16 protein-coding genes are annotated in these 16,165 nt (G+C 36.9%); all 16 read right to left on the minus strand.

Annotated elements, in window-relative coordinates; all coding sequences use genetic code 11:
• Window positions 1-284: 284 nt before the first annotated feature.
• Window positions 285-542, minus strand: coding sequence for an FUSC family protein (locus tag ACTBZY_RS21660; RefSeq protein WP_463048479.1), 258 nt, complete (start codon window positions 540-542; stop codon window positions 285-287).
• A gap of 163 nt (window positions 543-705) precedes the next feature.
• Window positions 706-1,218 carry a M23 family metallopeptidase gene (locus tag ACTBZY_RS21665; protein ID WP_463048480.1) on the minus strand — a complete coding sequence of 171 codons (513 nt, stop codon included), beginning with the start codon at window positions 1,216-1,218 and terminating at the stop codon, window positions 706-708.
• Window positions 1,219-1,255: 37 nt separating this feature from the next.
• The gene (locus ACTBZY_RS21670) at window positions 1,256-1,858 is read right to left on the minus strand and encodes a hypothetical protein (protein ID WP_463048481.1); all 603 of its coding nucleotides are present in this window, start codon (window positions 1,856-1,858) and stop codon (window positions 1,256-1,258) included.
• Between the two features lie 122 nt (window positions 1,859-1,980).
• Window positions 1,981-2,451, minus strand: a complete 471-nt coding sequence (locus ACTBZY_RS21675) for a glycosyl-4,4'-diaponeurosporenoate acyltransferase CrtO family protein (protein ID WP_463048482.1) — start codon at window positions 2,449-2,451, stop codon at window positions 1,981-1,983.
• A 313-nt stretch (window positions 2,452-2,764) separates the two neighbouring features.
• On the minus strand, window positions 2,765-4,411 hold the full coding sequence (locus tag ACTBZY_RS21680; RefSeq protein WP_463048483.1) for a hypothetical protein: 1,647 nt from the start codon (window positions 4,409-4,411) through the stop codon (window positions 2,765-2,767).
• Between the two features lie 188 nt (window positions 4,412-4,599).
• Window positions 4,600-5,433, minus strand: coding sequence for a carboxylesterase family protein (locus ACTBZY_RS21685; protein ID WP_463048484.1), 834 nt, complete (start codon window positions 5,431-5,433; stop codon window positions 4,600-4,602).
• Between the two features lie 579 nt (window positions 5,434-6,012).
• Window positions 6,013-7,542 carry a 3-coathanger stack domain-containing protein gene (locus ACTBZY_RS21690; RefSeq protein WP_463048485.1) on the minus strand — a complete coding sequence of 510 codons (1,530 nt, stop codon included), beginning with the start codon at window positions 7,540-7,542 and terminating at the stop codon, window positions 6,013-6,015.
• Window positions 7,543-8,168: 626 nt separating this feature from the next.
• Window positions 8,169-9,176, minus strand: a complete 1,008-nt coding sequence (locus ACTBZY_RS21695) for a hypothetical protein (protein WP_463048486.1) — start codon at window positions 9,174-9,176, stop codon at window positions 8,169-8,171.
• Between the two features lie 84 nt (window positions 9,177-9,260).
• Window positions 9,261-10,280, minus strand: a complete 1,020-nt coding sequence (locus ACTBZY_RS21700) for a YHYH protein (protein WP_463048487.1) — start codon at window positions 10,278-10,280, stop codon at window positions 9,261-9,263.
• A 153-nt stretch (window positions 10,281-10,433) separates the two neighbouring features.
• Window positions 10,434-10,574 (minus strand): hypothetical protein, encoded by a 141-nt coding sequence (locus tag ACTBZY_RS21705; protein ID WP_463048488.1) that lies wholly within the window; start codon window positions 10,572-10,574, stop codon window positions 10,434-10,436.
• A gap of 505 nt (window positions 10,575-11,079) precedes the next feature.
• Entirely contained in the window at window positions 11,080-11,424 is a 345-nt protein-coding gene (locus ACTBZY_RS21710; protein WP_463048489.1) for a carboxymuconolactone decarboxylase family protein, read from the minus strand.
• A 332-nt stretch (window positions 11,425-11,756) separates the two neighbouring features.
• Window positions 11,757-12,302, minus strand: coding sequence for a hypothetical protein (locus ACTBZY_RS21715; protein WP_463048490.1), 546 nt, complete (start codon window positions 12,300-12,302; stop codon window positions 11,757-11,759).
• A 53-nt stretch (window positions 12,303-12,355) separates the two neighbouring features.
• Window positions 12,356-13,360, minus strand: a complete 1,005-nt coding sequence (locus ACTBZY_RS21720) for a hypothetical protein (RefSeq protein WP_463048491.1) — start codon at window positions 13,358-13,360, stop codon at window positions 12,356-12,358.
• A gap of 400 nt (window positions 13,361-13,760) precedes the next feature.
• On the minus strand, window positions 13,761-14,411 hold the full coding sequence (locus ACTBZY_RS21725; RefSeq protein WP_463048492.1) for a peroxiredoxin-like family protein: 651 nt from the start codon (window positions 14,409-14,411) through the stop codon (window positions 13,761-13,763).
• A gap of 229 nt (window positions 14,412-14,640) precedes the next feature.
• Complete coding sequence (locus tag ACTBZY_RS21730; protein WP_463048493.1) at window positions 14,641-15,138, minus strand: VOC family protein; 498 nt, start codon at window positions 15,136-15,138, stop codon at window positions 14,641-14,643.
• A gap of 73 nt (window positions 15,139-15,211) precedes the next feature.
• Complete coding sequence (locus ACTBZY_RS21735) at window positions 15,212-16,027, minus strand: AraC family transcriptional regulator (RefSeq protein ID WP_463048494.1); 816 nt, start codon at window positions 16,025-16,027, stop codon at window positions 15,212-15,214.
• Window positions 16,028-16,165: the final 138 nt, after the last annotated feature.

The raw sequence follows: 16,165 nt of genomic DNA on the forward strand, positions 1-16,165 counted from the left end.
TCCATAAAATCGGGAGATTTTCTAATGCATAAAGCGGGTTTAATCTATGGCATCTTTTTGTTAGTTTTTGTCAATCTTAATTCACTTCCAATGGGTACTACGTGGGTGTTTATGGGGAATCTGGCGGGTAGGGAGTTGGCGATAACGTATCTGCCGAACTAGTCAAATACACCTACATCATTATGGCAAAAGATTAGGGTAAGGTAAATATTGGTCTTGCTGACTTGTGGTAATAGCATTTTTGATTCAATACTTGAAATAACTAAAGGATTTAAATCTCTTATTTATGCTAAGTTTCTTTCTTTTAACAGGCTTTTCAGAGCTTTATCCTTTTCTTTATTTTTAGGATTATTAAATGCTCTGAATAAGAAAAACAAAGGAATTAAGGTGAAGAGTCCAATATTATTTTTGACCATGCCGTAAATTGTGATTCCAATCATTATTCCAATAAGCGTTGCGTTCATGATGGCGTTTGACTTCATTTTTTTTGCTTTGGCTAAAAGCTCTTCGTCTGTTAATTCTGATAGTTCTTTTTCGGTCATTTGTAGTCGTTTATCTTAATAAGCCATAACTTAATGTAGTTAGGGTTCATATTTTAAAACTCAAATTACCGAAAAAGTATTTAATCTATTAGGTCTAATTAAATAGAAATAATGTCTAGCAGACATTTGATAAGCTTAGGTTAAATGGCTTGTTTTTTATAGACTAGTTTTTAAAATATTCAATTGGGTTTAAATAAAACATTTTCATCCAACCTTGTATGTCCGAATCCATTCTCCAGATGTACGGAAAAGCAGTAACAATAGCATAGTGTAAGTGTGGTGGTTTTCCAGCTGCATTTCCGCTAGTTCCTACTGTTCCAATTACGGAGTTCTGACTTACAAAAGATAAAGAAGAGGCTTTTATTTCGTTTAGATGTGCATAGTAATGCAGTCGCCATTTTGGCCCAAGGACCAAAACAAATTTTCCGCCCATACCCATTTCTGCAGAAAATAAAACGAGTCCGGCAGTAGAAGAATTAATCTCAGTTCCTTTTTTTGAAAAAATGTCCACACCCTTATGTGTTAAAGATTTCCCCCAAGGGTAGGCCCAAAATGAATTGTCATTATAGTCTGATTTAGTAGCTCCTTTAACAGGCATTTTTAAATCCTGAGGGATTAAAAAACCAATCATTAGAATGGTAAAGGAGCTGATAAAAAGGATTGTTATTTTTCTCAATATGCTTAAGGTCTCAAGTGATGGTGAATGTAGTTACTTATAAAATTTTAAAGAAAGTGGGGTTGCTCTCTGCGTAGATAATCTTGAATATTTGTTTGCTCTGATTTTGAGCTGATAAAGATCGATATGCTTTACTATTCTCTAAAGGGAAAGAGTTTTTAGTCTGTTTTAACTCCTCCACAGAGATTCCTTGAGTGATGTACCCTTTTTTTGTCTTATATCGAAAAATAGCAAAATCTTTAGAACTTTTACTGTACCTACCAGTATGGTAATTTTGTTTTTCAAAACCAAGGAAGATCGCTGTGGTTCTTACTGGGCTGTGTTCCAAAGCGTATTCCTTTAGTTTGGTATTTAGATTGTTGCTCATCCAAAACAAAGATATAATGATTACAACTATAGCTAAATAGACAAAAAGAGGACCTTTGAGAATCCATAATAATGGACTCTGTTTAAAGGAAATTCCTTTTATATTTTTTTCAAGTTTGTTTGTGAATTTAAAGAATAGGGTGGTCAGTCCAAGGGCGAAGAAAATAAGGCTAAACGTTTCTATTATGCCCCAATATAGAATTAAATGTCCGTAAAAGGTTTTTAGTCCAAAGCCCGTGAGAACTAAGATTATTCCTATTAACTGTCTTATCATTCTATTGTGTGTGGTAAGAATTCCAGCTTTTGTTCATTCAAATTTAAAGGATTTTTTTCTTTGATGAAATAATTCTGAGCTAGCGACTAAGTTAAACGGTAATGTCTAAAAACTTACTTGTTCTAAGCTTTGAAACCTGCCACTTTTATCAATCTATCAATGCGTCTTTTGTTTTCTTGTTGCAATAAGGAGGAATACAGGTTCATGAAAATATTGACTACCATAATAATAAGAGCAAAGAGGTAATTGCCATTATATAGCTTTACCACGGCGAAAATGGTCATGAAAGCAAAACCGATTAAATGACTTACTTCGGCAATTATCATTTCTTTCCTCAGTGCTTGTAACTCCGTTAGTCCAGCTTTGGTTTTTATTTGAAGCTTTTGATTGAAAAACTGGAAAGGTGTGTTCTTTACAATCCATTTAAAAGCACCAAGCCCAATACGCATATTCAGCGTTTTACTATGAATGATATTCAGATTTGAGATGCTTTTGTAGTATGCCGTTTTCATCAAAATAGCATTTAAAATCAACCCGACTATCCAAGATATAAATGCTATTGAAATACCGAAAGTTAAATGTTTGATAATCATATTTTATCCTGTTGCTTTGAAAAACACTTCGAGTTTCTTTTCGTCAAGTTTTCCGACGTTTATACTCCTGCAAAGATAACTCATAAACAGAATGAATAATGGTGTGGCGTCGTGAAAGCGGAGCAACGTGCCTGAATTTTATCAATTACTCATTTGGGAATTCAGTAGGAACCGCCATGAAAATTAACTGCTTAAGGTATCGATACAAAGGCATTATAAGACCCAAGCGAAATGGCTTAGGCGAATCTCATTGCGATCTGCTTATGTTAGCCGAAAATTACCCAATTGTAAACCTTGATATCATTCATTTCCATCAATATTTGGAGAGCTTGAATTGGTTCACTCCCTTTTTTAGGGAAACGGGAACGCCAGCCCATAGTTTTTTTCCTGAATAACGGTCACTTTTCTGCTCATTCAGTCTAATCAGTTGATAGTTTGTGTTTTCGAGCGGAGTAAACCATTCTGGAAACTGATTGATTCTGGTCCAGTCAAATGGCATATTCATGAACGTTTTATGTCTCGGTGAATCAAATTGTAATTCTCCCTGCCAATCTTCATCTACCGTAACACTGATCATCAAATCATCTTCATTCATTACGGCTCCCACTTTCATGTCTGACCGCCATGGTTGGACAGTCATGCCTTGGGTTTTCCAAAGACAATACATGATGGTGGTTCTGGCAAAGTTTCCGTCACCATGCCAGCCTTCAATTACACCCGAACCCTGCCACTTCAGACTATTGGCTCTGTGGTTGGAATCCTGCATAGACCACATCACTTGCGTTTCACTGTCAATCCACGCCGCTGTGGAAGGTATACGCTCTCTGGCATATAAATTTAAGGATCCTTCAATGGCATCTGCATAGCCATCTGACGAACCCTCTTCCCAATCAAAGTTTTTGTACTTTTCATTAAGTACACTTAAACCTTTCAATGTAGCCGTTCTATACTTTTCGACTGAATCAATCTGATATACGGTGTAAAAGGCATCAAAAATATAACCAAAAGTATCTGCAGTTCCATCCCATTTTATATCTCCATTCTTTGGGTTTATGGCATTATAAAAAAGTCCATCTTCATTCCTGCCAACTTCTAATATGCGATCGAGCATTGCATAAATATGGGGTTGATATGCTTCTTTCTTTTTAATATCCGCAAAATTTACAGAAGCATATAATTCACAAAGCCCTGAAATAACCTCGCATCCATGGTCTCTTAGCCTTAGGATCTCGGAGTTTCTGGTAGGATGTTTATCCCCTAATAAGTAGTAGTCGCCCAACCGTATTGCCCAGTCTAAATACTTTTGTTCCCCGGTCATCCAGTACACTCTAGACAATACCTGTAACATCTCACCATTGAGTTCCGCGTTGGTAGAAACAATATTTCCATACTTTGTCTCCACGGGTGCATGCTTCCATATGTCATCCAGTATGGCAATCATCCTCTCTGACCATGGACTTTTTCCTAGCCATTCTGTGAGGGGTAGCAAACCATCTTTGATATATTCTGATGAGCCAAATAAAATATCATGTAAATCGGGTTCGGTCGTAACAAAACCCTTTTTGGGGAAGGAATAAGTATCTGGTAAACGATCAATGCGTGAAGTTAAACGGGTTTCCGTTTTAAGTATATCCAACATTCTCCCTTCAAAAAGTTTTCGGTCGGTTAAGGCAGCGGTCAATACCATGAATGGGTAGTTATCGGCAGCGGCATCCTTGGCATTCCAGATGTCTGTATTTTCTGCTAGGTTTTTAGGAATGAGTCCCGTTTCGGGGTCAGCGTATTTAAGCCAATCATCCACAAAACGCCGACATCTTTCATAGCCCTCATTGACCAATATGCCATTTGATTGAGCTTGTTTTAAGGCCAATGCCTCGGAGTCAGAAAGGGTGATTTTGCTCGTACAGGAAAAAATAAGCAAAAAGCTTAAACTGATAATGGCATAATAAGTTTTATTCATGGCTGGGTTTTAGGGTATTTTTCTACACCACCAGACGGCAGTCTTGTAGTGTGCTTTGAATGGTGAATTTAGTTCTTTCAGAGAATAATCCCAAAGCGTGTATGCCAACCGACCATGGTGGCCTAATGATTCCCAGATATCGTATAGCAGAATCCACTTTCTCTTAGTTTAGCGGTGCTGTAGCAGTTTTATTTCTTACGCTGTTGGAAGAGCCATTTTGGCATGGTTTCTCCTAAAATCGTTGTAGTAAAAACATTGTCGTGTGTCGTTCCTTTTAGTTTCCAAAAGCGAACATTTTTGTTCAATTCCTTATAAAATTGTTCATCGCTGTCGATTGGATTTTCGGTGTCGTCTATGCCGTGAATTAACCAAATAGGTATTTCGGTCAAATCTGGCAAATTGTCAAACTGTGGAATTCCTGAAATGCTAATGCCTGCCGCAAATAAATCGGGTCTTGCCGACAAGGAATTTATTACGGTTGAAGCTCCCATTGAAAATCCAACGACATAAATGCTGTTATTGTCAATATTCAAATTTGATTTAAGCGAGTCAATAAGTTCTAATACGGAATTTAAACAAGGTCTCGGTACCGAATAAAGCACATTTCTTGTTGTGCTATCCATGACATAGTCTGAAGAACGGGTTGGGAATTGTGGGGCCAAAACATAAGCCGGATACTTATTTTGAATTTCAGGACTGGCAAACAGCTTTGGTAATATCCCTAAATGAGAGGTATTGTCGGTCCCCACTGGTCGTCCTGAACCATGATAAACTACCACTAATGGATATTTTTCATTTGTCTTTTGTTTGGGCCTAAATAAACGATACTTGATTTCAATTTGCTCCTTACTTCTAAAAGAAGCGATATCAAAAATATCGTTATCCAAACTTCTGATTTTGAAAATCTCTTGTTTCGATAAAGTGGTATCCGCGTTATTTTTTAGGACAACTTGCCCGAATTGCTTTTTAGTAGGAGAACAAGCATTCAGGATGATGATTGAAGCTAAAAATATCCTTGTCATTATTATGTTTCTGTCCGTTTGGGTGGGCTGTCAAAATTAGTGTAAATCTAGCTTTGGTTTGAATTGCCTCTCTAGTTATTTATTGGCGGTGTAAACAGATATGTTTACAAATTATATAATAAATAAATTTATGTGTTTACCTATTTATTTGCGTTTGAGAAATTATTAGCCACTCTTAAAGGTCTTCTTGTTTGCGGGCAGAAATAGTGTACCTCGGTCTTCAGACCGTCTATTGTTAATTTTACTACATGCAGAATCAACTTTCAAAATCTAAGCTCCCGTATCATAAACACTTGTGCAGATTTAGGAAGGTAGAGTGAACGAAACTAGAATCGCTCTGAAGGCCGATAAAGGATTTTGCGAGGTCAAACCCGCCTCACAGAGCGGGTTTGTGAAATGCTTTTTTAAAACCTCGATTTAATGTCAATCTTGCTATTATTTCAAGTCCTTTATTTCTTTTTTTACAATTCCCTTAGTCATTATTCCCTTCATAATAAAGTACATATCTTATTTTTGTCCATGATTTCTAACTCAAGTTAGATCTTTCAGGAATCTAGCATTAAAATACATATGATTTTTTTATAATGCACTAACACAATCATTAATTATGGCTCTGAAAACCGCAGAATTTAGTGTTTTAAAGCCTGGAAGTAGCTCAATAGAATCGCCGGAATTAAAATATACAGTACTTCCTGTTCCAATAGTGCCATCAGATGTAAATTTGTGTGTACTGTAGTGTGAGCCATTTTCTATAGGATTATCACCAACATGACGATTGTCAATACAGTTATTTTTAGGAATAAACTCAATAGCCCCTATGTCTTTAATGCCCACTTTAGTTCTTCCTAGTATATCTGTGGCAGATGTTACTGTATTGTCTCCTGTATTTATAGCCGGACTGGTATATCTCAAGCTTAGACCATCGTCAAATGTGCCTGAAATACCATCATAACCTTTTGGCAAAGCCGGTTTAGTGAATTGAGGATCAACATTTCCATTGCCAGGCGGGCAGTTTGTGCATGGACCAAATCCTTCCTGAATTATAGAATTAGCAACATTTATGCTTGCAGGAAAAACATCATAATGAATACCGGTTCCACCTCCATCTGAAGAAGTATTGATCCAAATAATTGTATTTCTGATATTTATAGAGTTGCCATCCCGATAAAAAATACCACCGCCTGAGTAGGAGGAGTTACCAACTATGGTTGAATTAATAATTGAAGATTCGGTATTAGAGGCACCATAATAAAATAATGCACCCCCTTGAGAAAATGAAGAGTTTTGCGTAAAAATACAATTGAATATTTTAGGATAAATTTCTCCTGGATTTATTGCAGCACCGCCACCTTGTGATGCGGAGTTGTTACTAAAAGTGCTATTTGATATTGTGACTCTCCCCGTAATCGAGCTTAAACCACCTCCAAACCCATTGGTTGCGGTATTGTTTTCAAGCCTGCAATTGTCAATTATAATTTCATTTGAAGTTGAAAGATTTATTCCTGAACCACCGTAGGCAGTATTCAAGGCAAAAACACAATTTTTGACACTTAAATTATCGCCACTAATGAATAGTCCACCACCTGAGATTTTAGGTAAGTTTTTACCGTCAATCATGGTTTGTGAATTTTCTATATAAGTTTTTGTACCACCATAAATTATTTTAAAACCATTCAGCTCTGATCCACTTGTGGTGCTCGTATATACTAAAATGTGGTATACATTATCGTCTGTAGGTTCGGCCAACCCAATATCACCACTTAAAATTGTCGGATTTTGATTAATATTACGCTGACTTATGGACGCTTCTGTACCCGCAAAGCCACCAAACATTTTTACACCGCCAACCATATGGAAAGTGTAGTCTCTCGTAGTGCTGCAAGATGGGCAATTCGACGGATATTGGCTAGGCTTGTAAGTACCTGCAGCTACCCAAATTTGGTCGCCGGCAGCAGAACTGGTTAATATTAATTGTAAACTTCCGCTGGCGTTGGCCCAGGATAGTCCGTTGCCGTTTCCACTGGATACTTGTTTTACATAATAAATGGTAGCAATGGCATTCTGAATGAACAATAAGAATGCGATGGTAAAAATCATTTTAAACGTCATAGCATTTAATTTTTATCTGACTAAATGATAAATAATGCGTAAAACAGAACGAATTTTAATGCAATTGAGAACTATATGTTTCGTGGAAATTAATATGAATTTAAGATTTTAAAACTATTTGATCAATACCCCTAACTGGTTATTTTTCAGTGTATTTCAATGGGTCAATAATTTTATAGTTGCTCTGCTAAGGTTCCCTAAAAAACAACTCAATCTCTAAGGTTCGTAAGTGATTGGGTTAATAAAGGTTATTTGTTAATTTAAACCTGGATTATGCGTTGGGAAATCGTTATGAGTTTTAAAGTGGGATAAATCAGACATTTAAACGAGATGAGCATAGCAGTTTACCCTGAGCTAATGTAAGGGCTATGGTGATTGAGTTTAAATGGCTGTAAGCCTGCACTGAGCCTGACGAAGTATGCTGATTTGAAGCAATTTAGCTACGGTACCGATAAAATTGAGAGATTTTCTAATGCTTAAAGTGGGTTTAATATCGCTACCAACAGTTATTATTTAAAATTTGGCGATTGCGAAGTGCGAAACTTTCGAGAAAATCCTTGATTTTAAAAGAGCCAAAATCCTTCATATGTCTCATTATTATTTCTTCATTGATAATATCTTCAAGTTTATTTAACAGTATATCTTACTATCACTTTATTGTCCAGAATAACATTTGTAGACCAGATAAACTCAGCGTTATCAGAACCATTATCAAAAACATCAGTAAAGTTGGTATACGAAGGTTTGTTATCAACGCCGATGGCTGCATTTGTATAGGTGCTTGCCGGTGGCCAGTTAGAATCATCATAGCTTTCACTAGCCCAATTTACGGGTGTTGCCCAATGAAGTGCATAATATGAACTTCCGTCGTTGACATCGTTTGTATTACAATTTGCTGTACTTCGAGTGGTACCGTTTTCGGTAGGGCAAGACAAATCTGTAATAGGTGACGTATAAAAGGTCTGTGCTTTCCATTCGTTTCCCGTCGTGGCTACCGTATTTCCTGAAGCATCTTTAAAAACAGCAACCATACCACCATCTCCAGGATGATAAGCAGCCCCTTGGTTACTCTCAGACCCAAGACCAAGATTCTCTTCCCAGTCAACTAAAAGCATTGCAATTGTAAATGGGGTATTCACTCTAAACTTTACGATATGAGAATTAAAATCTGTAAATGGAACGGCATCCTTACCTATGGCAACACCATTTACGTACAATTCAAAATAATTATCGGCAAAAATATAGGCGGTTATCACTTCGCCACCGGCATCCACTTCAATAATATCATTGTTATCAAAAGTAGCTAGTGCAGCACTTGCTGAATTGTATTTTGTTCCATAGGGATTGTAAAGGTCAGGTGCAAAGGGCATCGCACTACTGGTGTAATTAACTTCAGCTGGTACGGTCCATATTGTGTTATCAGTTGCAGTGTAGGTCCCTATTCCAGCGACTCTAATACCACTGGGAAATAAGTTGTTTGTGGTGGTGGTCGCGGCACCTTGCGTAACAGAAGCAGTACCTATGTAAGTATTCATATTTGTCTCCTTAATCACAGCCTCATCTTCATTGCATGCTGTCAATAAAAGAGAAACTATTGCCAATATTGCCGAGGTAATTACAAAATTTATTTTCATTTTTTATTTATCGTTTTATCTTCTTGAAGATGTCATTTAAACTGTACGTCCTCCTTCGGATTTACTTTTTAGTAATAATATTTACTACCTCTGATAGGTCTCAATTGTTGTTCCATTGGGATTGACAAATTCATAGGTATAACGACCATTACTATCCCAACTATAATTTATGGTATAGGCTTTTGAATTAAGTGTATAGCTTAAAGAATACGCATGGGTGCCTGAAGTTTTAAAATCAATTATACTTGCACCTGTTAAAGGTTCTAAGGAAGGTCTTACTCCTCGGGTTGTGGCTTGAGGTATGACCTGATTTTCTGGGGCTGTGGTGTTTGGGTCTAACTTAACTTGACCACGCATGCTTGCGATGAAATAAGGATATTTCGTTATGGTATGATATTGATAAGAACCATCAGCATTAAACTTCCCAAGATATTCATCCAATTGTTCTGTTGTTTCTCCATAAACAGGAAAGCCGTCTACGGCATAGGCAATAGGTTTTCCAGCTCCTACAGTTGTTTGTAAATGGGTAGGAGGTAAGTGATAATGATAGTCATCTGCTCTTCCGCAGTGCCCTCCCCATTGATCTAGTTCTCCGATAGCATTGGCATCTTCACCTCTATTGTTCAGTGGATTGAAAATAGGTATTCCGTTTGCTGCTATCGCTATTGCTCCCTTTAATAGATTTGATTGCGTTGAAAGAGGATTGACTGCTAGTTTGGGTTGAATAGGTATTGCCCAACTATTATTTCCTGTGTAACTATGTTCTATTGGTACTTGTTGTTGCCAATTGGTAATTCCCACCATCATATTATGATCTGGAATTCCATTTGAAGCGACATAAAAATAGGTGTCATCTGAAGTCGTAGATACAGCAGTGAACTTTTCAAATATAGACTGCATAAATGAAATATCATTTGTAGGAATAGAATTAGGGGTTGTTTGGGGTGAATCATCTTTGCTACATGAGACCAATAGCATTAAAATGATACCTAATACTCCATAAGTTAAGTGCACCTTTTTCCTTCGTTTCATGAATTGGAAAACAGAAAGGAGTAGAATAGCACCGCCAATAAGTAATAAGCAAATTTTTGATTTCGTGAACATTGAGAAAGTTTTGTCACCCCTATCGTTTTTGTTCAGAGAAAGAATCATCTCTTGTCTATTTTGTATATATAATTGATCTTCAGTAGAAAAATCAGAGATATTGAATTCAAGTATTTGATGGGTTTGGTTACTTAGCCATACTTTATCATGGTCTTACTTAATTAAGTCTGCTTTAAAAGTTTCCTCTTCAGACGCTAACTTCCAATCTTTTTGAGGTGTTCCATGTCCTCCTTCGTGTGCTAGTAGGTTTAAAGAAACCATTATGCAGGCAATAATGAAAATGATGTTTTTCATTCTTAAGCTTTTGGGTTGATACTATTTGTTAAGATGCTTTTTTGTAAACAATCTTGCGGTAGTACTGAATGTTTTATTATTCCTTACGGAATGAGATATGAAAAAGTAGTGTAGTCGGGAAAATTTTTATTCAAGATTTACTTTTTCGGTTTCAGGATGCTATATTAAATAATCCAGACTAGCCAAGTATAAATGCTATTGAAAAAGTGAATGTTAAACCCGGATTATGCGTTGGGAAATCGTTATGAGTTTTAAAGTGGGATAAATCAGACATTTAAACGAGATGAGCATAGCAGTTTACCCTGAGCTAATGTCCAAGGGCTATGGTGATTGAGTTTAAATGGCTGTAAGCCTGCACTGAGCCTGACCAAGTGAACTGATTTGTGATACCCTGAGTAACACCGAAGGGAAGCAATTTAGCTACAGTCCCGGTAAAATCGGGAGATTTTCTAATGCTGAAACGGGGTTTAATCAAGTCATTATACTCTATTAAAGACTGAAACATTCAAGTTGTTGCCTTAACTTCCTCTTCGTAAAGTCGCATAGCGAGTAAACCATTGCCAACTGCACCGCCTGCTCGAATTGCAGCCGAAATGAAAACTGTTTCAGCAATCTCTTCACGTGTTGCCCCTGCCCGAACCGCATTTTGGATATGTGATTCAATACAATAGGCACATTGCGTAGTAAGAGCCACAGACACAGAAATGAGTTCCCGGTATTTTATAGGAATTACACCATCTTCACGTTCTGCAGTATGTTTAAGTTTAAAGAAAGCCGCGGCTTCTTTAGGAGCTGCACCAACAAGCGTTTCAACAAATGCACGGTCTTTGGGTGTTTGATATTCAGACATAGGATTTATAAAAAGGAGTATTAATTTATGAAAATATATTTTAGACTAAAAAGTGGCTTACTTTGAGCCGGAATGAGTGGCTCACTTTAAACCGGAATATCTACCCAATAGCACCTAAATTCAAATCTAAGCTCCCGTATCATAAACGCTTGTCCAGATTCTGGAAGATAGCATCAGCGAAACTTGAAACAGTCTGAGGACGGATAAATAATTTCGAGAGGTCAGGTCAGCCTGTCTTCCTATTGGCAGATAAATCGGTAGATTGGAAGCCCCCGTAGAGCGGTTCTGACGAAGGGATCCTTTGAAGTGTAAGTATTCAAGGCAACAGAAAATCAAAATGGGGCTGACCACTCCACCATACTTTTGTAATCCCAACCATATCGCATTGTTCCTGTAACTACACCGGTGTCGGAAAAAGAATAGTTTGTCTGCTCGAACTGATCAAAAAAGATATCAATCACTAAAATGTTTTCTATTCCATTCACTATTTCAGTATTTGAAATAACAAAATCGTCAAATTTGTACTTTTGATAAATTTCCGTATCTCCTTCATTCCGAGTGACGATAATTTCTCCTTCATTAAAAACAGTTCCTTGTAGTTTTTCAGTAATTATTTTTGGATAAGAATATAAAATATCGTCAAAATCAATTTTTATGGTTAAGTATTCTTTTGATGGGGCACCATGTACTCTTTCATTATCACCATTTTGCAAAGACAAAGAAACTTCCAAAAGAGGAATGTAATCACCACTTAAGCCCCGAATGGTTATAGCATCTTCTTCACTAAAAATGGGTTCATTAGCTACCAAATAGACGTTCTGTGATTGTGAACAAAAGCTAACTAAAAGGAAAATTAAAGTGTATAAGTATTTAATCATCTTAATCAGTATATTCAAAAGTTTCAGTTCTTGTATTTTATTTTTTTCTAACCTTAATAGCTAGCGTAATCAAATGTTTCAATGCTTGTATTTCCATTTTTCTTAACCTTCATTTCTAGCGTTTCGGACACCATCGTAAGCCTAAGTAAAGGTTTATTACCACTAATAACTAATTGTTCAACTTGCTGGATAAAATATTTACCTAAGGTCAATTGCAAATGATCATCGTTAGGATTTGGTGTTCCAATGTCACCTGGAAAAGAGTAAATTATTGCTTCCTGCCCAATATTGTTTCTTGGTGGAGATAGATGTTGATCCAAAATCTCCGGTGTTTTTTCATCAACTTCCAGGAGAATTGTTATTTCAAAATTATTGGGGATTTCAGGACTTGAGTTGTTAAATCCAGTAACATTGAGAAATTCTTTACTCTCCATCCTTATTACGTCCAAGTAATCTTGAAAATTGGCATTAGGACTGTTTCCACTAATATTATTAAATTTTACAAACCTTCTAGCTCCATCCCCCATTATATCCCAATTCCCCCTTTCGGAGCTACGCAAATTATTATCATCATCTCCCGATGGTCCTTGGGGACCTTCAGGCCCGGTATCTCCTTTAGGACCTTGAATTCCTTGATCTCCTTTCACCCCTTGCTCACCTGTAGGTCCTGTCTCACCTTGAATTCCTTGATCTCCTTTCGGCCCTTGTACACCTGCAGGTCCAGTCTCACCTTGAATTCCTTGGTCGCCAGTATCGCCTTTCGGCCCTTGCACACCTTGATTCCAAGTTTGTCCGTCGAAATACCAAATACCTGAATTAGATTCATCGTTTTGAAATATAATTAAACCCTTTTCGGGATTTAAGATATTTTGACGCTCTTGGCTACTCATTCTAGGAATTAATAAGCCTTTCGTTTTAGAAGCTATTTCTAAAATGGCACTTGAAGCAGCTTCTGGCTTTTGACCCGTGGAATCAAATTTGACACCGGTATTTTGAGCAACAAGTTCGAATTGAACGAATAGGAAAAGAAGATAAATGCAAACGATTTTTTTTTTCATGGCTAGCTGTAAGGTGCTAATAGTTTTAAAATTATTTATTTTCTAAATAAATTCCAAAAAAAACTGATTAAGCGGTGTGTGTTACATCAATAGATAGATGAGATTGACCTTAACCTTAACATGATGAAAGTACCTCAATGTTTTAGAATCTTTGACAGATTTTTTCCATGATTCTAATTCAAATCTAAGCTCCGGTATCATAAACTTTTGTTGAGATTCAGGAAGATAGCATCAATGAAACTAGAAACGGTCTGAATGTAGTCCGATAAGTGTATTTCGCGAGGTTAAGCCAGGTTGTCCTCCTATAGGCAGATAAATCGGCAGACAGGAATACCTCACGGAGCGAGCTGAATTGTTTGTGAGGTAAACAAATAAACATCGTGTTAAATGAAGCTAATTCTTAAGTTAGATTTTTCAAGGCTTCAATAATTTCATCAGGTTCAGAACGAGTTCTATAGTCTACGTTAACATAGCTCCATGTTACTACGCCGTCCTGTCCTAAAATAAATGTGGCTGGAATAGGTAATATGCTACCATTGCCATTATTGATTGTTTCTAAATCAAGATTTCTATCTACTCGCATATGTTCCATCAAAAACTCTGGTACTTCCCAAGCAACTCCATACTCTGAAGCCACCTTGGCATCTTGGTCAGACAATACCGTAAAGTCCATATTACTAATTTCACTTTTGCTCATGGAGCCGTCAGGTACTTGTGGACTGATAGCAACTAAAGTAGCACCTAATGCATGAATGTCATCTAGTTTAGCTTGCAAAGCCCTAAGTTGAAGGTTGCAGTAGGGACACCAATCACCACGATAAAAGGTGACCACAACAGGGCCTTTATCTAATAAGGTTTCTAAGGATATCGATTTTCCATCAGGATTAGGGAGTTCAAATTTTGGGGCTTTTTGGCCAACTTTAATGGCGTCACTACCTTGTTGGAAAGCTTTTGCTTTGTTAATAATATCATCAACACCTTTCATGAATTCAGGATTTGCTTGTCGTCCTGCTTCAATTTTAGCATCAGTTAACTCTTTTAATTTTTTCATATAATTACATGAGGCATGTTGCCATTCCTAGCATAGGATTATCGGACAAATTTCGATGTCACATTTTATTTAGCTACAACGTTTTGCCGCTTTCCGTTCATGTGGACTTTTTAGCACAACAATTGATACGAAGAACCGAACTTAAATATACGTAAAATGTGTCAAACGAAGCAGGTAACCTCGTCTGACGCAAAACCGCTGTAATGCGTTTGCTCTTTTCTTTTCTCAGTTAGTTCGGTGAGTTAAGAGCCATTTTGTTTCCTTCCGAGTCAAGGAATATTGCAAAGTAGCCACTTCCGTCTGCGTGAGCTGTTTTAGGTACTGTTATTTGCCCGCCATTTTTCTCTACTTTGTCAAGTACTACTTGGAGATTTTCTCCTGCATTCAAGTACATTGTTACTCCGTCTGCTGATGGCTTATATCCGTCTGCATGAATTATGACACCTGTGACCATTTGTCCTTCATAAGGCCATATTCCCATTTGCATTCCTTCAACATCCATTTTTTCTATTTTGATGTCCAACAATGCTTGATAAAAATTAATTGCTCGTGAAATATCCGTCGCTGGAATTTCAAACATGGAAATGTAACTTTTCATATCTTCTACTTCTGAATTTGTTAATGTGTCTTTTCTCGTTCCGTCAGAATTTGTCTTGTCCGAATTGGTGCATGAAACAAAACAAATTGCAGAAACCAACGTAGCTAAAATTATTTCTTTGACTGCCATTGAATATCTAATTTTAATTCAAAATTAAATGTTAGAATGAAGCCGAAATAGTAGAAATGCGACAAAGCAAAACCTATTTGTAGAAAAGTGCAGATAGTGCCATATGTTCATTGTCTAAAAACTCCTTTGGTGTAAGCCCAACAAGGTCTTTAAAATCTTTTATGAAGTGATTTTGGTCGAAATATTCACGCTCGTAAGCAATGTCTGTCAGTGTTTCTGATTTTTTGTTGAGCAACAAATTTAAAGTTGTTTGAAGTCGAATAGCTTTGCCTAACTGCTTTGGGCTGATGCCAATTTGTTTTCTAAAATGCCTTTCAAGCTGTCTTCTCTTTGAAACGTCATCTTTCAAAATAACTTTTATGGGAGTCGTTCCGTTTGTTTTGAGAAGAGCATCAACGGTTGATTTTACAATAGTACTAATCGTATTTTTTTCGTAAAGTCTCTTTAGTAGAAAGGTTTCAATAATATTCATTCTTTGTTCAGAATCTATAGCCTGAATCATTTGTTGCTCTAATTCATAGGCTTCTGCTTGTCCGAAAAGTTCTGAAATAGGTGTTTCCTTGTCAACCAATTTTTCAAGTGGTGTATTTACAAAGTTTACAAATCCAATAGGATAGAAACAGATTGCGAAAGTGTCAACATTACCAACGGGTAAAATGTAATATGATTTTGTTCTCTGTCCCATGACCATTGCATTGGGATGAAGGATAAAGTCCGTTTCCGAAGTGTATCTTTTAATCTTGTCGCCAAAATTGAAAGTCATTTCTATGCAGCCGTCAGGTACGATTTTTTGCTTTTGATTTTTTGGGTCAAAAGGCACTTCCAAAGTCCAATAAAATTTTACTATGGATTTTAAGTCTTTATGTGGTTCATATGTCTGATAGTTCATTTACACTTGGTGTTTCATAGCATGACGCATATCGCTTATGTGAGCCTTGAATGGCGAATTTAGTTCTTTAGCGGAACAATCCAAAGGGTGAAAGATTGGGCGTCGCCGTCCTATAAGCGTGGGAGTAGTTACCCCGAC

It is taken from the genome of Arcticibacterium sp. (assembly GCF_055134445.1).

Coding starts and splice junctions, on each gene's coding strand:
- ACTBZY_RS21690 (WP_463048485.1), bottom strand. CDS start 7,542: ATGACGTTTAAAATGATTTTTACCATCGCATTCTTATTGTTCATTCAG.
- ACTBZY_RS21705 (WP_463048488.1), bottom strand. CDS start 10,574: ATGAAAAACATCATTTTCATTATTGCCTGCATAATGGTTTCTTTAAAC.
- ACTBZY_RS21695 (WP_463048486.1), bottom strand. CDS start 9,176: ATGAAAATAAATTTTGTAATTACCTCGGCAATATTGGCAATAGTTTCT.
- ACTBZY_RS21670 (WP_463048481.1), bottom strand. CDS start 1,858: ATGATAAGACAGTTAATAGGAATAATCTTAGTTCTCACGGGCTTTGGA.
- ACTBZY_RS21720 (WP_463048491.1), bottom strand. CDS start 13,360: ATGAAAAAAAAAATCGTTTGCATTTATCTTCTTTTCCTATTCGTTCAA.
- ACTBZY_RS21710 (WP_463048489.1), bottom strand. CDS start 11,424: ATGTCTGAATATCAAACACCCAAAGACCGTGCATTTGTTGAAACGCTT.
- ACTBZY_RS21685 (WP_463048484.1), bottom strand. CDS start 5,433: ATGACAAGGATATTTTTAGCTTCAATCATCATCCTGAATGCTTGTTCT.
- ACTBZY_RS21735 (WP_463048494.1), bottom strand. CDS start 16,027: ATGAACTATCAGACATATGAACCACATAAAGACTTAAAATCCATAGTA.
- ACTBZY_RS21700 (WP_463048487.1), bottom strand. CDS start 10,280: ATGTTCACGAAATCAAAAATTTGCTTATTACTTATTGGCGGTGCTATT.
- ACTBZY_RS21660 (WP_463048479.1), bottom strand. CDS start 542: ATGACCGAAAAAGAACTATCAGAATTAACAGACGAAGAGCTTTTAGCC.
- ACTBZY_RS21680 (WP_463048483.1), bottom strand. CDS start 4,411: ATGAATAAAACTTATTATGCCATTATCAGTTTAAGCTTTTTGCTTATT.
- ACTBZY_RS21730 (WP_463048493.1), bottom strand. CDS start 15,138: ATGGCAGTCAAAGAAATAATTTTAGCTACGTTGGTTTCTGCAATTTGT.
- ACTBZY_RS21715 (WP_463048490.1), bottom strand. CDS start 12,302: ATGATTAAATACTTATACACTTTAATTTTCCTTTTAGTTAGCTTTTGT.
- ACTBZY_RS21675 (WP_463048482.1), bottom strand. CDS start 2,451: ATGATTATCAAACATTTAACTTTCGGTATTTCAATAGCATTTATATCT.
- ACTBZY_RS21725 (WP_463048492.1), bottom strand. CDS start 14,411: ATGAAAAAATTAAAAGAGTTAACTGATGCTAAAATTGAAGCAGGACGA.